The following is an 18909-nucleotide window of genomic DNA, read 5'->3' as shown; positions in this document are numbered from 1 at the left end:
TCTAAGTTGGCCCGAACCGAAAGGCTGCCGACGCATCGCGCGAGGCCAGCCCGGCGCGCTCGACCAAGGAAGGGCACGGATGTCCCCAGTTGTCCGTTCGCCACGGCAGTCAACGCCGCATCGCGCGCAGTGGCACCGGCGCGAGGACGGCGTCGGCCGCCTGATGTTGCTGCCGGCCCTGCTGCCGTATCTCGCCTTCGCGCTGCTGCCGATCGGCTGGCTGTTCTGGTTCAGCTTCCAGCGCTGGAACGGCTTCTCGGCGCCGCGGTTCACCGGCCTGGCCAACTACGAGCGCATGCTCGGGGACGAACAATGGTGGCTGGCGGTGCTGACCACGGTGAAGTTCGGCTTCGGCCGGCTGGTCATCGAGATCCCGCTGGCGCTGGTGCTGGCCTACGTCTTCTTCCGCGGCGTCCGCGCCGGAACGGTGTACCGCACGATCCTGTTCCTGCCGCACGTCCTGTCGCCCGCGATCGTCGGCATCATCTTCGTCTTCCTGCTGCGCGAGACCGGCGGCCCGGTCAACCAGCTGCTCACCGGATCGGGCCTGCTGGAGGCGCCGATCCGGTTCCTGGGCGAGGCCGGCGCCGCGCTCGGCAGCCTGATCGGGGTCGGCGTCTGGGCCCACCTCGGGATCAACCTGCTGCTCTTCTTCGCCGGCATGATGACGATCCCGAACGCCCTGCTGGAGAGCGCGGCGCTGGAGGGCGCCGGCCACTGGGCGACGCTGCGGCACATCGTGCTGCCGATGCTGGCCCCCGTGACGCGCGTGGTGATCCTGATCTCGATCATCGGCACGCTGCGCAGCTTCGACCTGGTCAAGACGCTCACCGACGGCGGCCCCGCCGGGAGCACCGAGGTGATGTTCACCTACCTCTACCGGTTCTTCTTCGAGCCGGAATCGGTGCCGCAGATCGGGTACGCCGCCGCGCTCGGCGTCACCGCCAGCGTGATCGTCGGCATCATCTCCGTCGCCTATCTGCGGATCAACCGGAGCGGGAGGACCGCGGCATGAGCACACCCGTCATCACCGAAACCGCCGGCCGGACGGCCGCCCCGCCCGTCACGACCCCGCGCAGGCGGCGGGTCCGCCCGCTCACCGTGCTGGTGCACGCGATCCTGGTCGTGGCGGCGCTGATCATGCTCTCGCCGCTGGTCTTCGGCCTGTTCGCGTCGGTCTCGCCGCTGGACCAGATCCTCAGCAGGGACGGCGGGATCCTGCCGCGCGTGTGGGAGTGGGGCACCTACCTGCACGCCTGGACCACGGCGAACTTCTCCCGCTACTTCGTCAACAGCCTGATCGTCACCGCCCTGGTCGTGCTGCTGGACACGCTCGTGTCCAGCATGACCGGCTACGTGCTGGCCCGGCGCCGCCTGCGCGGCCAGCGCCTGGTCGAGGGCCTGTACGTCGGCACCCTGTTCGTCGGCCTGACCACGGCGACGCTCTACCCGCAGTACGTGATCGCCGAGGCGCTGGGCCTGGACAACCTGCTCGGCATCGCGCTGGTCCAGCTGGCCGGGATCATGCTGGTGCACATCTTCCTGATCAAGGCGTTCGTGCAGGGCCTCGGCACCGAGATGGAGGACGCCGCCCGGGTCGACGGCTGCGGGCTGTTCGGCACCTACTGGCGGATCGCCTTCCCGATGATGCGGCCGATCCTCGCCACCACGGTGATCCTCGGCTTCCAGGCCTCCTGGAACAACTACCAGGTGCCCCTGGTGTTCTCACTCGCCGAGCCCGACCTGCGCACCCTGGTCGTGGGCGTGAGCGCGCTGCAGTACGACGCCGCCGAGGGGATGACGCCGTACAACACGGTGCTGGCCGGCGCGAACATGGCGCTGGTGCCGATCGTGGTGATCTTCATCGTGCTGCAGCGGCACTTCGTCCGCGGCTGGACGGACGGGTCGGTGAAGGGATGACTCCGTTCGCGCCGGACGGCGCCCTGCTGCGCGGCTGGTCCCGCTGGTGGTTCTGGGCCTGGACGAGCTGCTGCTGGCTGCTGCTGAGCCTGCCCGTGCTCACCGCGCCGGCGGCCGGCCTGTGGCTGATCGCCCAGCAGCGCCGGTACGCCCGCGGCGAGGCCGCCCTCGGCCCGGGTGAGACCCTGCGGTTCCTGGGCCGCCGGCTGCTGCCGTCCCTGCCGCTGGCCGGCTGTCATCTCGGCATCGCCGCCCTGGTGCTCGTCGGCCTGCTCGGGCCCTCACCCGGCGGGGCCTACGGCGGGCTGGTGCTGACGACCAGCGTGGTGGCCGGCGTGACCTGGCTGCTGGTCGCCCCCTGGTCAGTGGTGATCTTCGAGCGTACCGGCCGTACCGCCGAGGCGCTGCGGACGGCCTACCTGCTGGCGCTGTCGCGGATCGAGCTGGCGCTGACCGCGAGCGTGGCCGTGATCGCCGCCGCCGCGGCCGGGCCCTTCCTGGCGACCGGGGTGCCGTACCTCGGATTGCCGGCGGCGATCGCGCTGCCGGCGGCGACGGCCAGTTTCGTGATCGTGCTCTGCGACCGAGCCGCCGCGGTTCGCGTCCTGTTGAGAAAGGCCCCCCGATGACTGATTCCTCCTTGACCCGCCGCGGGTTCCTCGGCACGCTCGCCGCCGGCGCCGCGGCGTCCCTCGTCGGCTGCGGCGGCTCCTCGTCCGGCTCCGCCGGTTCGGGCGGGCCGACCACGATCGTGGTCTGGGACCGGGCCGGCGCGCACGCCAAGGCCCGCCAGGAGTTCTTCCGCACCTGGAACGCGCAGCAGGGCAAGTCCCTCGGCATCGAGGTGAAGTACGAGCCGCAGGCGACGGACAAGTACGAGGAGATCGTCCGGCTCGGCTTCCAGACCAAGCGGGCGCCCGACCTGTTCCACAGCCCCTCGGCGCAGCTGGGCGCGTTCGTCGCGGCCGGGTGGGTGCAGCCGCTGCCCGACCTGGTCGGCAAGGCGGTGCTCGACAAGGCGGCGCCGTACCACCAGAAGAACAGCGAGCTGGTCTGGGGCGGCGTGCCGTACGCGGTGCCGACCACCGCGTTCACCAACCGGATGCTGATCAACGTCGAGCTGTTCGAGAAGGCCGGGCTGGATCCGGACGCGCCGCCGGCGACCTTCTCGGAGGTACGCCAGGCCGCGGCCGCGATCACCAAGATCGGCAAGGGTGAGGCGTTCGGCATGCTCATCCCGATCAAGGCGACCGGGTTCCGGCAGTGGAGCGTGGACATCCCGCTGATGGCGGGCGACGCGGCACTGGCCCAGTTCGGGCTGTTCAACGCCGCCGCGCAGACGTACGAGTCGGCGAAGTACGCGCCGGTCATCGAGCTCTACCGGGCCATGATCGTCGACAAGACCGCGTACCCGGGCGCCGCGACCCTGACCGGAGACGTCGCGATCAACGCCTTCGGCAAGGGCGAGGCCGGGATGTACCTCACCAGCAGCGCGATCGTGTCGTCGCTGGCCGACCTCGGCAGCACCGTCAAGGCGGTCGCGGCGCCGCTGCCGGTGCCGGACGGGCAGCAGCTGGCGCGCTCACCCATGAACGCCGGCTACCCGTACGCGATCTCCTCGACCAGCCAGAACCCGGAGCAGGCCGCGAAGGTGTTCGAGGTGATGGTCGGCGACGGAGTCCAGGAGGCCCTGGCCGCGAAGGCGGCGCCGCCGCTGAACGGCGCCGTCTGGGAGTCGGCCGCGATCAAGGACAACGCGCTCCTCCAGCAGTTCCGGCCGGGAGAGCTCGACCGGCAGTGGCCGAAGACGCCCGGCGGCCTGCTGCAGGTGGAGGGCGAGAGCGTCGACCAGACCGTGGAGAAGCTGCTGCTCGACCCGTCGGCCGCGCTCGGACCGGCGCTCGCCGCGATGCAGCAGCGTATGCAGGCCGCCTACGACGCCGCGGTCAAGAACGGCGAGGTCGACCCGCAGGAGTTCCAGGCGTGACGCCCCCGAACGTCGTCGTGCTGCTGGCCGACCAGTGGCGGGGGCAGGACCAGGGCTGGATCGGCGGCCCTTCCCGGGTCCGCACCCCCGACCTGGACCGGCTGGCGGCCGGCGGCGCCGCGATCGCCGGGGGACGCGCGAGCTCGCCGGTCTGCGGGCCCAGCCGGGCGAGCCTGCTCACCGGCCGCCTGCCGCACGAGCACGGCGTGGTCGCCAACGACCTGCCGCTGTCGCCGCGGCTGGAGACCCTGGCCACGGCGCTGTCCGGCGCCGGGTACCGGACCGGCTGGATCGGCAAGTGGCACCTGGCCGGGCTGCCCCGCGACAAGTGGGTGCCGCCCGCCGCCCGCCCCGGAATCGACCACTACGCCGGAGTCGACTGCTCCCACGAGCACGTCGACGGCCACTACTACACCGGCCCCGAGAGCAGGATCGGCTTCACCGGCTACGAGCCGGAGGTGCAGACCGATCTGGCCGTCGAGTTCCTCGCCGAGCAGGACGGCCCGTTCTTCCTCACCGTCTCCTACAACCCGCCGCACGACCCGTACGACTCGGTGCCGGCGCCGCTGCGGGCCGGGTACCCGATCGAGCGGATGACGGTGCCGCCGAACACCCCTGACACCCCTGAGCAGCGCGAGCTGCAGCGGCTCTACTGGAGCGCGATCACGGCGGTGGACGCGCAGATCGGCCGGGTCGCGGCGGAGCTGGAGCGGCTCGGGCTGCGCCGGAACACGATCATCGTGGTCACCTCCGACCACGGCGACCTGCTCGGCGCCCACGGCCTGCGCGCCAAGCAGAGCCCGTACGCCGAGGCCGTCCGGGTGCCGATGGTGATCAACGGGCCCGGCGTTCCCGCCTGCCGGCCCGCCGGGCTGCTCGGCCTGGTGGACCTCGCCCCCACCCTGCTCGGCCTGCTCGGGCTGCCGCCGATCGGGACGTACGGCCGCGACCTCAGCGATCGGCTGCGCGCCGGCGGGCCGCTGCGCCGTGAGCTGCTGACCGGCAACTGGGTCAGCTTCGACAACGGCTACGACCAGGGCATCGGCGAGTGGCGCGGCCTGGTCGCCGAAGACCTGACCTACGCGCGTACCGCCGACGGGCGGCCGTGGCTGCTGTTCGACGACCGTGCCGACCCCTGGCAGCTGGACAACCTGGTCGCCGACCCGGCGGCGGCCGGGCGGGTCGCCGAGGCCGACGCCCGGCTGACCGCGCTGCTGGCGGAGTCCGGGGACGCCTTCTGGCCGGCCGACCGGCTGCTCACCGAGCTCGGCCTGGTCGGCGACTGGAACGCCCGCGAGTCCGCCTTGCGCGGCGACCGCGCCCGTCTGATCGTTTCATGAGGAGATATCCGTACATGTCAACCCGCCCGAACGTGCTGTTCGTGATGACCGACCAGCAGAGGTTCGACACCATCGCGACGCTCGGCAACACCGGCATCGCGACGCCCAACCTCGACCGGCTGGCCGCCCGCGGGACCGTCTTCGACAACGCGTACTCCACCACCCCGGTCTGCGTCCCGGCCCGCTACACCCTGCGCAGCGGATGCGAGCCGACCAGGACCGGCGTGTACGACAACACCGTTCCGGACGGGGGACACGCCGCCATCCGCGAGCGCTGCGGCCCGTACCTGGCCGAGGCGATGGGCCGGCGCGGCTACCGCACCTGGGGAGTCGGCAAGTTCCACACCTCGCCCTGGGACGCGCCGGTCGGCTACGAGGTGCAGCGGCACAGCGAGGAGTTCTACACCACCGCCGAGCAGCGCGCCGGCGACGCGTACGCGCGGTGGATCGCGACCGAGCACCCCGAGTACGACTGGATCGAGGCGCTCATGGGGGAGCGGACCGACATGTACTACATGCCGCAGCTCAGCCCGCTGCCGGCGGACTGCACGGTCGAGTCCTGGGCCACCCGGGAGGCGCTCGGGCTGATGGCCGCCGACGACGGCCGGCCCTGGTTCGGGCTCGTCTCCTACATCGGCCCGCATCCGCCGTTCGCGCCGCCGCTGCCGTACAACCGGATGTACGACCCCGACCGGATGCCCGACCCGGTGTGCGGTGATCGTGCCGTCGACCACCTCGACCAGCACATCCCGTGGATGAACCACCTGGTCTACGCCGAGGACGTCGACCCGCACCGGGCCAGGACGCTGAAGGCCCGCTACTACGGCGAGATCAGCTACATCGACGCCTGCATCGGCGACCTGCTGGACGCGGTGGAGCGAAGATCCGACGCGGACGACACCGTGATCTGTTTCTACGCCGACCACGGCGACCTGCTCGGCGACCATCACGGCTGGCAGAAGGAGAGCTTCTTCGAGGCGTCCGCCCGGGTCCCCTTCCTGGTCTCCTGGCCGGGGCGGATCGCGGCCGGCGACCGCCGATCCGAGCTGGTCTGCCTGACCGACCTGTTCGGCCTGGCCACCTCGGCCGCGGGGGAGCCGGAGCTGCGCCAGGGCAGCGACCTGCTCGGACTGCTGACCGGTACGGCGCCGCCCCGGCAGACGTTGTACGGCTACCACGGGCGGCCCGGCACCCGGCGGTTCAAGGCGATGGTGCGGCAGGGCGACCTGAAGCTGATCTGGCTGGCCAACGGCGGGCACCGGTTGCTGTTCGATCTCGCGGCCGACCCTCACGAGGTCAAGCCGATGCAGGCCGGGCGGCCGCAGGACGCCGACCGGCTGACCGCGCTGCTGGCCGACCACCTGCGCGCCGAAGGCGTGGCCGACGCCTTCGACGGCGACACGCTGCGCACCTTCCCGTACGAGGAATGGCCGCTGACCCGCATCCACCAGTTCGACGAGTCCCGCGGCGTGACCGGCTTCGGCCGCTGACCCCGCTGACCCTGCTGACCGCACCGGCACACCGGCGCCGGGCGAGGTCCGGCGCTCACTTGAGCGGGTCGTGGCCCCAGTTCATCAGCGAGTAGCGCCACCGGCTCTCCCGCACGTCCCCGGAAGGGCGCTGCGCCAGATGCCGGTGGACGTAGCCGACGACCTTGGCCATGTGCGCGTAGTCCTGGTCGGTCCAGGACGACTTCCGCTTCGTGAGCAGTTCGACGATCCTGCGGCCGGAGGCGTGCCCGGCCGACTCGCCGCCGTCGTCCTTCTGCCCGACCGACTTCGACTCCTCCGTCGCCAGCCAGCGCTCCAGCTCCGCGGCGGTCATGTTCACCGCCTGGCCGAACTCGGCTGCGACATCCTTGTCGCCGCCGGTCATTCGGCGTCCTTGTCCTTGCGCAGGGCTGACGGCTTGTGTACGGCCTTCTTCCCGCTCTTGTCACTTCGAACGACGTACTGAGGGTCGTCGGGGGAGGCCGCGACGGTGCGGCCGGCCTCCTCCGTCCTCTTGGAGATCTTCTTCTCCACCTTGCCGTGGGCCGTGGACCCGTGGCTCTTCCAGGAGACCTCGTCGCCGACGGACGGATCGTTGTCACGCTTGCCGCTCATGTGACATCGGCTACCCCAGCCCGCCCGGCTACGCGACCGTTCGGGAAGATCCTTCTTTGCGCCGGTCAGAGCCAGCCCATGTCCTTGGCGTGGCGCACGGCGGCGTGACGGTTGTCGGCCGCGAGTTTGGTGACCGCCGCGGACAGGTAGTTGCGGACCGTGCCCTCCGACAGCCCGAGCCCGCGGGCGATCCTGGAGACGGGGGCGCCGCCGGCCGCGGCCCGCAGCGTGTCGAGCTCTCTGGGGGTGAGAGGGCATTCCCGCAGGGCCAGCGCGTCGGCGGCCAGCTCCGGGTCGATGTAGCGGCGCCCCTCGTGAACCTGGCGGATGATCTTGGCAAGGGCGGTCGCCGGCTGCTCCTTGCCGACGAACCCACGCACGCCCACCTCCATCGCCCGGCGCAGGTAGCCGGGCCTGCCGTGGCCGGTGACGATGACGACCCGGCAGGCGGGCGTGACCGTGGCCAGGCGCTCGGCGGCCTCCAGACCGTCCATCACCGGCATGTCGATGTCCAGCACGGCCACGTCCGGGCGCAGCTCGGCGGCCAGCCGCACCGCCTCGTCACCGCGCCCGGCCTCGCCCACGACCTCGATCCCCGGCTCGGTGCCCAGCAGCGCCACGAACGCCCCGCGTACGAGATGGTGGTCCTCCGCGAGCAGCAGCCTGATCATGCCGGCACCGCCTCGCGGAGCCCGGCGCCCGGTTCGAGGGCGAGCGGCAGGCCGGCCGTGAGACGGAACAGGCCGTCGCCCGCCGAGGTCTCCAGCGTGCCGCCAGCGGCGCCCACCCGCTCCGCCAGACCCGTCAGGCCGTTGCCGGGGACGACCCGCGCACCGCCCGGCGTGCCGTCGTTCACGATCTCCAGCACCACGTTCCCCTCCTCGATGTGGACGGTGAGCTCGCACCAGGTGGCGGTGCTGTGCCGCAGCACGTTCGTGACGGCCTCGCGCGCCACCCAGCCCAGCGGACCGTGCACGTGCGCGGGCAGGTCACCGGGCGGCTCCGGCCGTTCGCACCGGATCCCGGCCGCCCCCAGCACGGCCACCACCCCGTCCAGCTCCGTCGTCAGCGACGTGGCCCGATACCCGCGCACCACCTCGCGCACGTCGTGCACCGCGGAGCGGGCGATCCGCTGGATCTCGGCCAGCTCCGCCCCGGCGCCCGCCGGGTCGGACGTGGCCAGCCGCTCGCCCAGCTCCGCCCGGAGCGCGATCGCGTGCAGCGTGTGGCCGAGCGTGTCGTGCAGGTCGCGCGCGAACCGCAACCGCTCCTCGTCCACCGCGCGCCGCGCCAGCTCCGCCCGCGCCTCGCGCAGGTCGTCGATCAGGTGGCAGAGCCAGGCCACGCCGTACGTCATCGGCGCGATGAACGGCAGCAGCAACAGCGCGTAGAGCAGCACCACCGGCAACGGCAGGCCGATCGCCAGCAGCACCGGCGGTGCCAGGGCGATCGACACGGCCGTGGCCGCCCATGCCGCCGCGGGCCGGGCGAACACGACCGGCGCCACCGAGATGGCCGCCATCGGCAGCGGCGCCCAGTCGGGGCCGGCGAACAGCGGCACGCCGTACGCGATGAGCACCACCACCGCCGTGTCCAGCCGGTGCCGCCAGGTCAGCCGGCGCAGGAAGGACGCCCAGAGCACCCGCGCGTAGCACGTGGTGAGCAGCAGCCCGAACGGGGTCGCGATGATCAAGCTCCACGGCGTGCCGGTCCGCGCCGAGATCCGGACCACCGGCAGCGCGAGCGCCGTCACCATCGAACCGGCCAGGAGGGCCACCGCCAGTCCGGCGATGACCCTCGTGCTGACGACAGGAGTGCTCATGTGATGCGATCTTATGATCATGCCCTGCGGGGGTCCCACCGGAAGTACTTCCGGGTGGACCAGAAGCCCACGCCGATCCACAGCAGCGCGATCCCGATGCCCGGCCCCGACACCTGGAAGGACTCCAGGAAGCCGATCGCCGGCGCGCCCTCCTGGGCGACGTCACGGCCGAGGAACGCGACGCGGAGCATGGTCACGATCGGCGTCAGCGGCAGCGCCTCGGCCACCCGCTGCCCCCAGTCGGGCAGCACCGACAGCGGGAAGAGCATCCCCGTCCCGAACAGGCTGAGGAACAGCACCGGCAGCGCCACCAGCTGCGCCACCTCGTAGTTGGGGATGAGCCCGGCCGTGCCGATGGCCAGCGCGGCGAACACCGCGGCGCCCAGCACGAAAGCCACCAGCATGAGCGGGACGTTCGCCGGCGCCGGCACGCCCACCGCCGCGATCGCGTACACCAGGATGATCGCCGCCTGCACCGCCCCGACCAGGGTGGCGTGCACGACGTCGCCGGCGAAGATCGCGCTGGTCGGCAGCGCGGTGCCGCGCAGCCGCTTGTAGACGCGCTCCTCCCGCCGCACCACCACGCCGGTCGCGATCGTCATGTACGAGAACGGGAACACCACCGCCATGGCCCCGACCGCGGCGAACACCCCCGCCGGAACCCCCGCCACGGCGCCGCCCGCGGCCGGGCCGCTGCTGTAGACGAACGCCAGGAACAGCGGCAGCACCAGCACGCTGAACGCCAGGCCGCGCTGCCGCAGCAGCACCGTCTGGTTGAGCCGGGCCTGGGCCCAGGTCATCGAGAGCCAGCTCACGCCGCCACCCTTTCCGTCTCCGCGACCTCGAGGAACAGCTCCTCAAGCGACGGCCTGCGCACTTCTAGGCCGTCGAGTTCCCATTCGTGCGTGTCGGCCCAGGCCAGCAGCTCCCGCAGGTCCTGCTGCGGCTGGTGGGTCTCGACGGTGAACGCGGTGCCGTCGTGCTTGATCGAGCGCCGCCCCCTGCCCGGCGGGTACGGCAGGTCGCTCGGGCTCACGCCCGGCAGGCGGAACGTGATCCGCGTGCCCCGCTCCCCGAGGACGCCCGCCACGGTGCCCTCGGTGACGATCCGGCCGGAGTGCATGATGGCCAGCCGGTGCGCCAGCTGCTCGGCCTCGTCCAGGTAGTGGGTGGTGAGCAGCACGGTGGCGCCGTCGTCGACCATGGCCCGAACCAGGTCCCACACGTTCCGCCGGGCCTCCGGGTCCAGACCGGTGGTGGGCTCGTCCAGGAAGAGCACCTCCGGCCTGCCCAGCACGGCCAGGGCCAGGTCCAGCCGCCGCTTCTCGCCGCCGGACAGCTGCGAGACGCGCACCTCGCGACGGCCGAGCAGCCCGACCCGCTCCAGCACCTCGGCCGTGCCCTGCGCCCGCGGCGTCCAGCGGCGCCAGGCCGACACGGTCTCGTCCACCGTCAGGTCCTTGTAGAAGCCCGCCTCCTGGAGCACGATCCCCATCCGGTGACGGACGTCGGCGCGCTCCTTGATCGGGTCGTGGCCGAGCACCCGCACCCGGCCGCTCGTCGGGGCGGCGTAGCCCTCCAGCACGTCGAGGGTGGTCGTCTTGCCGGCGCCGTTGGTGCCGAGCAGCGCGTACAGCTCTCCGCGGCCCACCTCGAAGCCGATCCCCCTGACCGCCTCGAAGCCGCCGTACTTCTGGTGCAGGTCCTGCACCTCGATCGCCGTCGTGTTCACATCCAGAACTCTGCCGGTACGCGCGCTCGCCCGGCAGTGTGTGATCTCAGCAGTCCGCCGTGATTTTCACCGGTTCAGCCGATGACATTTGTCATACCGGGGGAGATGTCGCCCTGATCAGCCGACGGTCGTGGGGTCGGAGGCGTGCCCCGCGTGACGCGGGAGCCGCAGGACGAAGCGGGCGCCCCGGTCACTGTCCTCGATCCGCAGACTGCCTCCGCCCATCTCGGCGATCTGCCGGGCGATCGCCAGCCCCAGCCCGCTGCCTCCAGCGTCCTTGGTACGGGCGGCGTCCAGCCGGGCGAACCGCTGGAACACCAGCTCGCGCTTGTCCGGGTCGATGCCCGGCCCGTCGTCGATCACTTCCAGCACCGCGACGCCGTGCGGAAACCGATCATCGTCCTTGTGCTGGACGTTGACCGTGATGGCGCTCTCCGCGTGCCGGTCGGCGTTGTCGAGCAGATTCGTGAGCAGGCGGCCCAGCCGCAGCCGGTCGCCCAGCACGACCACGCCCGGTTCGAGCCGGCAGGTCAGTCTCTTGGTCGTCTGGTGGTGCAGCCGGCACTCCTGGGCCGCCAGCTCGCCCAGGTCGATCGGGGCCGGCACGGCCGGCGCGCCCGCGTCCAGCCTGGCCACGGTCAGCAGGTCGGTGACGATCGACCCCAGCCGTCTCAGACTGCCCATGAGGGTGTCGCACAACGTGGTCACGCTCGTCTCGTCGGGCGCCAGCAGGGCGTCCTCCACCTCCGCGCGCATCGCGGCGATCGGGCTTCGCAGGTCGTGGGACGCGTCCGAGGCGAACTGGCGCTGCTGCGTCATCGCCGCGTCGAGACGGGCCAGGGTGTGGTTGATGCTGTCGGCCAGGTCGTGGATCTCGTCACGGCGGGCCGGCGCCGGAACCCGGCGTGACGGGCACGAGGCGTTGATCTCGTCCAGTTCCCTGCGGATGGCGCACACCGGCCGCAGCGACGCGGTGACGATCCGGTTGCCGAGATAGGTGATGGCCACCGCCAGCAGGGCCGCCGATCCGCCGACCAGGGTCGCCAGCCAGGGCTCGACCCACAGGGGCACCACCGGGGAGGCGGCGTAGACGGTCCAGTGCCCCTCCGGGCGGTGCGCCGACTGGGCGATCACGATGTTGCAGTTGCCCTCTCCGAAGACGCCGCCGCACACCACTTCTTGCCTGGTGTTCTGGCCGTCCGCGGTGAACGTCGCCATCGGAGGACTGCCGCGCAGCGTCGGGGTGGACTCGACGACACGCCCCTGGGTGTCGACGACCTGGATGTTGCGGCCCGGCTGCTGTGCGAGCGGCCCATCCGCTCTGCCCCGGTCCTCCACCGTCATCGCCACACGCCCACCGGCCGAGCGGATCTCGGAGGTGAGCACACCGGTGGCGTAGCGCTGGACGGCGACCATCACGACGAGCGCCAGCAGCGTGCACAGCAGAGCCGATACCGCGGCGGTGAACAGTGTGACGCGCCCGGTGATGGAGATGTTGTGGCTGACGCTCATCCTCCGACCCCCTCAGCCGCTCTGCGGGGAAGATGTCTGCTCTCTACACGGGGGAGGAAACGAAAACGATATGTGACGCCAATCACGTCAATACTGACGTATGCGCAGGTCAAGCGGCAACCCGGCCTGCCCCTGCGCGGACCCTGGCGAATCTACATCGTAAAGGCGACGGCATGGTGCAGACGTATGGGAAGCCCCCGGCGGGAACGCCAGGGACCGCACGCCGCCCGATCAGGGCTGAGGATCGGACGAACCGCCACTTCACCGCCTCCGACGTCACTGTCTGGTTGGACCTGGCTCAGAGGCTCAGACCGTGACGCGGTTCCCCTGCCGTGTTCGGCTGGTACGGCTGTCGAGTGGTCGTGGCGCACTTTCCCGACCGGCGACCAGGCTTTGCCGCTCGGCCGACCCGGCAGGCCGTCCGGTCGGCACACCCATCACATAGAGTGCCGACTGCATTTCTTTCCGTCATCACCAGAGGAGTTGTCCGTGAAAGCTCGCCTTACCGTCGTCCTCGCCACCGCCGCGGTGCTCACCGCCGCCCTCGCCGCTCCCGCCGCCGCATCCGGCGGCCCCCTCGACGGAGGGCTCGGCGACGTGGTCGGTCAACTGCTCTCGTCCGTCATTCCCGCCGGCATTCTCGGCTGATCACCCGGCCCGGGCCGGGGCCGAGCACCGGCAGCACGTCCGCGTCACTGCTCCGCACCCGCTGCCCTGGTCATGCGTAGAAGGCGGTGTATCCGGTAAGGACACCGGCATCCGACATCGACTTCGGGGGGATCAATGCCGGATACGCCGGAGGGACATGCCGACGGGGGCAGCGCGGCCGCGGCGAGAAGACGCCTGACCGCGTGGGTGCGGGAGGGGCCGCCGGGGCCGTTCCGGCCGAGGTTCTGGCGGAGCCCGCTGCGGGGCCCCTGGCTGACGTCGGTGCTCGGTCTGGTCCTGCTGGCGGGGCTGGTGATCGTGGCGGTCACCGGGCTGCTGTCGTACGCCGCGTACAACCCCTGGCTGCCGGGGAACGACATGACGCCGGGCAAGGGGCTGCTGGGGTTCTATCTGTTCGACTGGCCGACGCGGCCGGTCTGGTTGTACCGGGTCACGCAGGGGGCCCATGTCGTCGTCGGGCTGACGCTGGTGCCGGTGCTGCTGGCCAAGCTCTGGTCGGTGATCCCCAAGCTGTTCGTGTGGCCGCCCGCGCGTTCGGTCGCCGAGGGGATCGAACGGGTCAGCCTGGTGCTCCTGGTCGGCGGGGCCGGGTTCCAGTTCGCGACCGGGATCCTCAACATCCAGCTCTTCTACGTCTTCCCGTTCTCCTTCTACCCGGCGCATCTGTACGGCGCGTGGATCTTCCTCGCCGCGCTGGCCGTACACGTCGCCGTACGGCTGCCGCGGGCGGTCCGCGAGCTGCGGTCCCGGGACCTGCGCCGCGAGCTGCGCACGGGCGTGGACGGCACGCGGCCCGAGCCGCGCGACCCGTACGGTCTGGTGGCGGCCGATCCGGCGCCGCCCACCATGTCGCGGCGCGGGTTGCTGGCGTTCGTCGGCGGGGGTTCGGCGATGATGTTCGGCCTGTCCGTCGGGCAGACGCTGGACGGCCCCCTGCGCCGTACGGCCCTGCTGGCGCCGCACGGACGCGAGTACGGGACGGGCCCCAACGACTTCCAGGTCAACAAAACGGCGGCCAGCCTCGGCGTCACCGCGGCCGACACCGGCGCGCAGTGGCGGCTGGCGGTCGTGGGCGCCGCCGGGCTGCGGCTGTCGCGCGCGGACCTGCTGAGGATGCCCCTGCACACGTACGCGCTGCCGATCGCCTGCGTGGAGGGGTGGTCGACCGAGCAGGTCTGGACGGGTGTGCGCCTGGCGGACCTCGCCCGGCTGGCGGGAGCCACGCCCGGCTCGGCGATGGTCACCGTCAGGTCCCTGCAGCGGGTGGGCTACTTCGGTCAGGCGTCCCTGAGCGCCGGGCAGGTCGCCGACCCGCGTGCGCTGCTGGCGCTCCGGGTCAACGGCGCGGACCTGTCGCTCGACCACGGATTCCCCGCCCGGATCATCGTGCCGAACGCCCCCGGCGTCCACAACACCAAATGGGTGCGCGAACTCGACTTCCGCCCGGAGCGAGCGTGAACCGGCGCGCGAGCCGGTGGCGACGCCTCTACGGCGCCGGCCCGTGGCACCTTCTCCTCCTGGCGGCCTGCTTCGGGTTCGCGGCGTACGTCGCCACCCGGGTGGTCGCCGCCGGCATCTGGACGGGCTTCCTCGCCTGGTTCGTGGGCGCGGTCATCCTGCACGACCTGGTGCTGTTCCCGCTGTACTCGATGGGCGACACCGCCGCCCGCGCCGTGTCCGGGCGTGTCCCGCGCCGGCCTGCCGCGACCAACTATCTGCGCGTGCCGGCCGGGCTGGCCGCTCTGCTGCTGCTGGTGTGGTTCCCGCTCGTCCTGCGCGCTTCGGAGCGAGATTACCGGGGCGCCGTCGGCCTGAGCACCTCTCCCTACCTCGCCCGATGGCTGGCGGTCACCGTGGCGCTGTTCGCCGTCTCAGGGCTCCTGTACGCGGTGCGGCGGTGGGGGAGGCGGCGGTGGCGGAGGCGTACGTCCCGCCCGTGAACGCAGGCGCACGGCGGACGCTGCGGCCACCACCAGGGCGGCGACGGCGTAGGCGGCCGTCCCCGCCGCGGGCTCGGCCCGGCCCAGGTAGGCGACGGCGCCCGCCACAGGGACGGCGAGCCATTCCCACCGGCCGTCGAGGGCGACGAGCGCGACGACCAGCAGGGCGTACCAGGAGTAGCCGGGTGTGAAGACGACGAACGCGATCCCGGTCACCGTGAGAGCGCCGTGCCAGGGCCGCTCGGCGTCGCCCCGGCACAGCACGGCCACGGCCGCGGCCGCGACGACGGCCAGGGCGGCCGGCATGGCCCACGAGTCCGGCAGGAACAGCCGCAGCACCGCGTAACGATGACCTCCCGTGTCGTCGTAGCCCTCCTCCTTCACGTAGCCGAAGAAGTACCCGAGGACGGACGCGCGGGAAGCCAGCACGTACGGCAGGTACGCGAGTGTCACGACGAGCGCGGCGGAGCCCGCGACCGCCAGAGCGTCCGCCGCCCGCCGCGGCCTGGCGAGCAGGCCGGACAGCGCGCCCGGCAGGGTGACGGCAGGCAGCAGCTTGACGGCGGTGGCCGCGCCGAGCAACGCGCCGCCGAGGACTCTGCGCCGGGCGACGACGATCAGCGCGATGACGGTGAGCAGCACGCCGAGGACGTCCACGTGGGCGTTGTTGACCGCCTCGACCGGCACGGCCGGGCACCACGCCCACCAGGCGGCCCGCGCGGGAGCCACCCTCAGCAGCACGATGGTCGTCGCGAACGCCAGCACCGCGCCGCCGATCTGGAGCGGCTTGTGCCGTGACCCCTCGGGCGAGAGCCGGTGCACGGCCCAGAAGTACGCCTGCGCCAGCGGCGGATAGATCGTGTGGACCGCGGGCCGGTTGATGCGCGTACACGACAGGACACCTGTGGAGGAGGGGAGCGGGTAACGGTCGCGGCCCCGGCAGGCGGCGCCTTCGGGGAAGAGCCAGCGGTCGCGCAACGGCGCCAGCGCGGGATCGGCCGGCGCGTGGTCGTAGGGCGACAGGCCCGCCGCCTGCACCCGGCCGTCCCAGGCGTACCGGAAGGAGTCGGTGCTGGTCGCGGGCGGCGCCAGCAGGCCCGTGGCGGCCACCGCGAACCCACCGGCGCCCACCATGAACAGCGCGGCACGTTTCGGTACGCGCCGCAGCCGCCACACCGCCACGGCGAACAGTGCCCAGCAGATCGCGTACGGCCCGAGCAGGCCGGTGGGGTCCGTGGAGAGCGAGCCCGCGCGCACCGTCAGGGCCAGTGCGCAGACCAGGGCCAGGAGCGGGACGGCCGCCCAGGCGGCGCCGATCACGCGGTTCGTCGCCGTCCGCGGCGGTTCGTCGCGGTCTTCCGTTCTGATGGGTCTGGTCCTCCGAGGATCGGCATGATGACGCGCCGGTCAGGCCAGCGGCGCGGTGGCGAACTCCTTCATCCCCTCGCCGAAACCGACGCGGGCGCGGAAGCCCAGCTCGACGGCGGCCCGTTCCGGCGAGGCCACGATGTGCCGCACGTCGCCCAGCCGATGCTCCCCGGTGACGACCGGCTCCGGCCCGCCGCGCTGCGCCGCCAGCTCGCGGGCCATCTGGCCGACGGTGTGCGGCTGCCCGCTGGCGATGTTGTAGGCGGTCAGCGTCCCCGGCCGGCCGCCGGTGAGCGCGGCCACGTTGGCGTCGGCGACGTCGCGGACGTGGACGAAGTCACGCCGCTGCGCGCCGTCCTCGAACACCCGCGGCGCGCGCCCTGCCTCCAGCGCGGACCGGAAGATCGCGGCGACGCCCGAGTACGGGGTGTCCCGCGGCATCCTCGGGCCGTACACGTTGTGATAGCGCAGGGCGACGGCCGTTCCGCCCGTCTCGCGGGCCCAGTTGGCGGCCAGGTGCTCCTGGGCCAGCTTGGTGGTGGCGTACGCGTTGCGCGGATCCGCCGCCGCGTCCTCGTCGATGGCGGCGGCCACCAGGTCCGCCCCGCAGCGGGGACAGCGGGGTTCGAACCGTCCTCGCGCCATGTCCTCGGCCGAGCGGGGACCGGGCCGTACGCGGCCGTGCCGCGCGCAGTCGTAGGCCCCCTCACCGTAGATCACCATCGACGAGGCCAGCACCAGCCGGCCGACCCCGTGCTCCGCCATCGCGGCCAGCAGGACCGCCGTGCCGTACACGTTGACCGAGGCGTAGTCGGGCATGTCCGCCACGTTCACGCCGAGCCCGACCTTGGCCGCCTGGTGCACGACCACGTCGATGCCCGGCAGCACCCGGCCGAGGACGGCCGGGTCGCGTACGTCGTCGCCCGTCCGGAGATCGAGCGCGGTCACCCGGTGGCCACCCGCCTCCAGCGCCTCGGCCACGTGACCGCCGATGAACCCGGCCGCGCCGGTCACCAGCACGTTCATCCGCGAATCGGTCATCCGCGAATCGGTCATCCGCGAATCGGTCATCGTGCCGCACCGATCGCGTCGAGCGCGGCGGCGTAACGGGAACCCGGGATCAACGCCGCCACCTCGATGGCGTCGGCGATGGTGTCCACATCGGTCAGGCACGGCAGCAAGGCGACGCGCATCCCCATCTCCCTCAGTCTTCGCAGCTGGATCTCTCCGGTGGTGGGCTCCGACATCGGCACGCCCAGCAGCAGCGCACGGTCGGGGACGCGCAGGCCGAGCAGCCAGAAGCCGCCGTCGTTCGCGGGGCCGAACACCGCGTCGTGGCCGGTCAGCAGCGACAGCGCGTCGGCCAGCAGGCCGCGGGTGACCTGCGGCGTGTCCATGCCGATGAGCACGGTCGGCACGGGCAGCGAGCGGTGCGCGTCCTCGAAGGCCGCGGCCAGCCGTTCGTCCAGCCCCCGCCCGCGCTGCGGCAGCACGGTGAAGCCCGCGGGCAGCCACGCGCCGGGCGCGCCGTCCAGGGCGAGCACCCGGCGCGCGGCCGGGACCCGGGCGACCGTCCGCAGCGTGTCCTCCAGGGCCGCGCCGGCCAGGGCGGCGGCCTCACCTGGGGTGAGCGGCGGAACGAGCCGGGTCTTGACCCGTCCGGGGACGGGCTCCTTGGCGATCACGAGCAGCTGACCGTCGGCGCGGTCCTGCTCGCGCGGGCCGTACGCCGGGTTCACGGGGCCCGCCCGGCCATGACGCGGCGCATGTCGCCGATCGCCCGCAGCGTCCCGCGCAGCGTGCCGGTCACCTTCGACCTGCCCTTACGGGGCAGGTAGTCGACCTCGACCTCGCCGATGCGCCGGCCCGCCTCCGCCGCGCGCAGGACCATCTCCAGCGGGTAGCCGAAGCGCCGGTCGACCAGCCCGAGAGCGATCAGTTCCAGCCGCCTGCCGGCCCGCATCGGCCCCAGATCGTGCAGCGGAGCACCGGTACGGCGCCGCAACGTCCTGGCCAGCACGGCGTTGCCGAGCCTGGCGTGCACCGGCCACGAGCCGCCCGGCCGCGGGACACGGCGGCCGAGCACGAGATCGGCCGCACCCGAGACGACGGGCCCGCACACGCGCGGCAGCTGCTCGGGGTCCAGCGACGCGTCGGCGTCCATGAAGCACACGACGTCCGAGGCGGCGGCCGTCAGGCCCGCGTGGCAGGCGGCCCCGAACCCGCGGCGCGGCTCGCTCACGACCGTGGCGCCGAGCTCGGCCGCGATCTTGGCGGATCCGTCGGTCGACCCGTTGTCGACCACGATCGCGTGGAAGCCGCGCGGCATGCGCCCGAGCACCCATGGAAGCGCCTCCGCCTCGTTCAGGCAGGGCATCACCACGTCGATGTCCATGCGCCGACGCTATGCGGCGCCTCCGCCGCGGCTCCCATGCGAAAAGCCGCCTTTCCGAGAAATGACCCCGGCACGGGAACCCTCAGACCGAGTCGGTACGCCGCCCGGCGATCCCGCCC

At 72.4% G+C, this 18909-nt stretch carries 20 protein-coding genes; 9 read left to right on the top strand and 11 right to left on the bottom strand.

Annotated features, from left to right (window positions below; translation table 11 throughout):
- The first annotated feature begins 79 nt into the window (after nucleotides 1–79).
- The 6 genes from ACIBP6_RS10940 to ACIBP6_RS10915 are packed head-to-tail and all read left to right on the top strand — an operon-like array spanning nucleotide 80 to nucleotide 6737.
- On the top strand, nucleotides 80–1015 hold the full coding sequence (locus tag ACIBP6_RS10940) for a carbohydrate ABC transporter permease (protein WP_397050972.1): 936 nt from the start codon (nucleotides 80–82) through the stop codon (nucleotides 1013–1015).
- Complete coding sequence (locus ACIBP6_RS10935) at nucleotides 1012–1920, top strand: carbohydrate ABC transporter permease (RefSeq protein ID WP_397050970.1); 909 nt, start codon at nucleotides 1012–1014, stop codon at nucleotides 1918–1920. Before ACIBP6_RS10940 ends, ACIBP6_RS10935 begins: the two co-directional genes overlap by 4 nt.
- Nucleotides 1917–2549, top strand: coding sequence for a hypothetical protein (locus tag ACIBP6_RS10930; protein WP_132609802.1), 633 nt, complete (start codon nucleotides 1917–1919; stop codon nucleotides 2547–2549). The genes ACIBP6_RS10935 and ACIBP6_RS10930 overlap by 4 nt, the downstream gene beginning before the upstream one ends.
- Nucleotides 2546–3907: an ABC transporter substrate-binding protein gene (locus ACIBP6_RS10925; RefSeq protein WP_397050967.1), complete on the top strand. Its 1362-nt coding sequence runs from the start codon at nucleotides 2546–2548 to the stop codon at nucleotides 3905–3907. The genes ACIBP6_RS10930 and ACIBP6_RS10925 overlap by 4 nt, the downstream gene beginning before the upstream one ends.
- A complete protein-coding gene (locus tag ACIBP6_RS10920) occupies nucleotides 3904–5247 on the top strand; it encodes a sulfatase-like hydrolase/transferase (protein WP_397050965.1) in 1344 nt (447 codons plus the stop codon). Before ACIBP6_RS10925 ends, ACIBP6_RS10920 begins: the two co-directional genes overlap by 4 nt.
- A gap of 14 nt (nucleotides 5248–5261) precedes the next feature.
- Entirely contained in the window at nucleotides 5262–6737 is a 1476-nt protein-coding gene (locus ACIBP6_RS10915; protein WP_397050964.1) for a sulfatase, read from the top strand.
- A gap of 55 nt (nucleotides 6738–6792) precedes the next feature.
- Here the strand turns inward: ACIBP6_RS10915 and ACIBP6_RS10910 are convergent, their stop codons facing one another.
- The 7 genes from ACIBP6_RS10910 to ACIBP6_RS10880 form a co-directional block, all read right to left on the bottom strand.
- Nucleotides 6793–7122, bottom strand: coding sequence for a DUF3140 domain-containing protein (locus tag ACIBP6_RS10910; protein WP_397050962.1), 330 nt, complete (start codon nucleotides 7120–7122; stop codon nucleotides 6793–6795).
- Complete coding sequence (locus ACIBP6_RS10905) at nucleotides 7119–7352, bottom strand: DUF2945 domain-containing protein (protein ID WP_397050960.1); 234 nt, start codon at nucleotides 7350–7352, stop codon at nucleotides 7119–7121. The genes ACIBP6_RS10910 and ACIBP6_RS10905 overlap by 4 nt, the downstream gene beginning before the upstream one ends.
- Before the next feature lie 65 nt (nucleotides 7353–7417).
- Complete coding sequence (locus tag ACIBP6_RS10900; RefSeq protein ID WP_397050958.1) at nucleotides 7418–8023, bottom strand: DNA-binding response regulator; 606 nt, start codon at nucleotides 8021–8023, stop codon at nucleotides 7418–7420.
- Nucleotides 8020–9174, bottom strand: a complete 1155-nt coding sequence (locus ACIBP6_RS10895; protein ID WP_397050956.1) for a sensor histidine kinase — start codon at nucleotides 9172–9174, stop codon at nucleotides 8020–8022. Before ACIBP6_RS10895 ends, ACIBP6_RS10900 begins: the two co-directional genes overlap by 4 nt.
- A 17-nt stretch (nucleotides 9175–9191) precedes the next feature.
- Nucleotides 9192–9989, bottom strand: a complete 798-nt coding sequence (locus tag ACIBP6_RS10890) for an ABC transporter permease (protein ID WP_397050954.1) — start codon at nucleotides 9987–9989, stop codon at nucleotides 9192–9194.
- Nucleotides 9986–10906, bottom strand: coding sequence for an ABC transporter ATP-binding protein (locus ACIBP6_RS10885; RefSeq protein WP_397050952.1), 921 nt, complete (start codon nucleotides 10904–10906; stop codon nucleotides 9986–9988). Before ACIBP6_RS10885 ends, ACIBP6_RS10890 begins: the two co-directional genes overlap by 4 nt.
- Before the next feature lie 117 nt (nucleotides 10907–11023).
- A complete protein-coding gene (locus ACIBP6_RS10880) occupies nucleotides 11024–12418 on the bottom strand; it encodes a sensor histidine kinase (RefSeq protein WP_397050950.1) in 1395 nt (464 codons plus the stop codon).
- A gap of 489 nt (nucleotides 12419–12907) precedes the next feature.
- Here ACIBP6_RS10880 and ACIBP6_RS10875 point away from each other — a divergent pair, with 489 nt between their 5' ends.
- The 3 genes from ACIBP6_RS10875 (at nucleotide 12908) to ACIBP6_RS10865 (ending at nucleotide 15027) form a co-directional block, all read left to right on the top strand.
- The gene (locus tag ACIBP6_RS10875) at nucleotides 12908–13066 is read left to right on the top strand and encodes a hypothetical protein (protein WP_397050948.1); all 159 of its coding nucleotides are present in this window, start codon (nucleotides 12908–12910) and stop codon (nucleotides 13064–13066) included.
- A 135-nt stretch (nucleotides 13067–13201) separates the two neighbouring features.
- Nucleotides 13202–14545, top strand: a complete 1344-nt coding sequence (locus ACIBP6_RS10870; RefSeq protein ID WP_397050946.1) for a molybdopterin-dependent oxidoreductase — start codon at nucleotides 13202–13204, stop codon at nucleotides 14543–14545.
- Nucleotides 14542–15027, top strand: a complete 486-nt coding sequence (locus ACIBP6_RS10865) for a hypothetical protein (RefSeq protein ID WP_397050944.1) — start codon at nucleotides 14542–14544, stop codon at nucleotides 15025–15027. The genes ACIBP6_RS10870 and ACIBP6_RS10865 overlap by 4 nt, the downstream gene beginning before the upstream one ends.
- Here ACIBP6_RS10865 and ACIBP6_RS10860 read toward each other — a convergent pair.
- The 4 genes from ACIBP6_RS10860 to ACIBP6_RS10845 form a co-directional block, all read right to left on the bottom strand.
- Complete coding sequence (locus ACIBP6_RS10860) at nucleotides 14959–16347, bottom strand: glycosyltransferase 87 family protein (RefSeq protein WP_397050942.1); 1389 nt, start codon at nucleotides 16345–16347, stop codon at nucleotides 14959–14961. The genes ACIBP6_RS10865 and ACIBP6_RS10860 overlap by 69 nt on opposite strands.
- A gap of 87 nt (nucleotides 16348–16434) precedes the next feature.
- Entirely contained in the window at nucleotides 16435–17421 is a 987-nt protein-coding gene (locus ACIBP6_RS10855; protein WP_397051508.1) for an NAD-dependent epimerase/dehydratase family protein, read from the bottom strand.
- 41 nt (nucleotides 17422–17462) lie between these two features.
- Entirely contained in the window at nucleotides 17463–18134 is a 672-nt protein-coding gene (locus ACIBP6_RS10850) for a TIGR04282 family arsenosugar biosynthesis glycosyltransferase (RefSeq protein ID WP_397050940.1), read from the bottom strand.
- Nucleotides 18131–18790: a glycosyltransferase family 2 protein gene (locus ACIBP6_RS10845; RefSeq protein WP_397050938.1), complete on the bottom strand. Its 660-nt coding sequence runs from the start codon at nucleotides 18788–18790 to the stop codon at nucleotides 18131–18133. The genes ACIBP6_RS10850 and ACIBP6_RS10845 overlap by 4 nt, the downstream gene beginning before the upstream one ends.
- Between the last annotated feature and the right edge of the window lie 119 nt (nucleotides 18791–18909).

It is taken from the genome of Nonomuraea terrae (assembly GCF_044465245.1).
Lineage (GTDB): Bacteria > Actinomycetota > Actinomycetes > Streptosporangiales > Streptosporangiaceae > Nonomuraea > Nonomuraea terrae.
The sequence above is the reverse complement of the archived record's forward strand: the minus strand, read 5'-3'. Positions and strand labels throughout refer to the sequence as shown.

Coding starts and splice junctions, on each gene's coding strand:
- ACIBP6_RS10940 (WP_397050972.1), top strand. CDS start 80: ATGTCCCCAGTTGTCCGTTCGCCACGGCAGTCAACGCCGCATCGCGCG.
- ACIBP6_RS10935 (WP_397050970.1), top strand. CDS start 1,012: ATGAGCACACCCGTCATCACCGAAACCGCCGGCCGGACGGCCGCCCCG.
- ACIBP6_RS10930 (WP_132609802.1), top strand. CDS start 1,917: ATGACTCCGTTCGCGCCGGACGGCGCCCTGCTGCGCGGCTGGTCCCGC.
- ACIBP6_RS10925 (WP_397050967.1), top strand. CDS start 2,546: ATGACTGATTCCTCCTTGACCCGCCGCGGGTTCCTCGGCACGCTCGCC.
- ACIBP6_RS10915 (WP_397050964.1), top strand. CDS start 5,262: ATGTCAACCCGCCCGAACGTGCTGTTCGTGATGACCGACCAGCAGAGG.
- ACIBP6_RS10910 (WP_397050962.1), bottom strand. CDS start 7,122: ATGACCGGCGGCGACAAGGATGTCGCAGCCGAGTTCGGCCAGGCGGTG.
- ACIBP6_RS10905 (WP_397050960.1), bottom strand. CDS start 7,352: ATGAGCGGCAAGCGTGACAACGATCCGTCCGTCGGCGACGAGGTCTCC.
- ACIBP6_RS10900 (WP_397050958.1), bottom strand. CDS start 8,023: ATGATCAGGCTGCTGCTCGCGGAGGACCACCATCTCGTACGCGGGGCG.
- ACIBP6_RS10895 (WP_397050956.1), bottom strand. CDS start 9,174: ATGAGCACTCCTGTCGTCAGCACGAGGGTCATCGCCGGACTGGCGGTG.
- ACIBP6_RS10880 (WP_397050950.1), bottom strand. CDS start 12,418: ATGAGCGTCAGCCACAACATCTCCATCACCGGGCGCGTCACACTGTTC.
- ACIBP6_RS10870 (WP_397050946.1), top strand. CDS start 13,202: ATGCCGGATACGCCGGAGGGACATGCCGACGGGGGCAGCGCGGCCGCG.
- ACIBP6_RS10855 (WP_397051508.1), bottom strand. CDS start 17,421: ATGAACGTGCTGGTGACCGGCGCGGCCGGGTTCATCGGCGGTCACGTG.
- ACIBP6_RS10845 (WP_397050938.1), bottom strand. CDS start 18,790: ATGGACATCGACGTGGTGATGCCCTGCCTGAACGAGGCGGAGGCGCTT.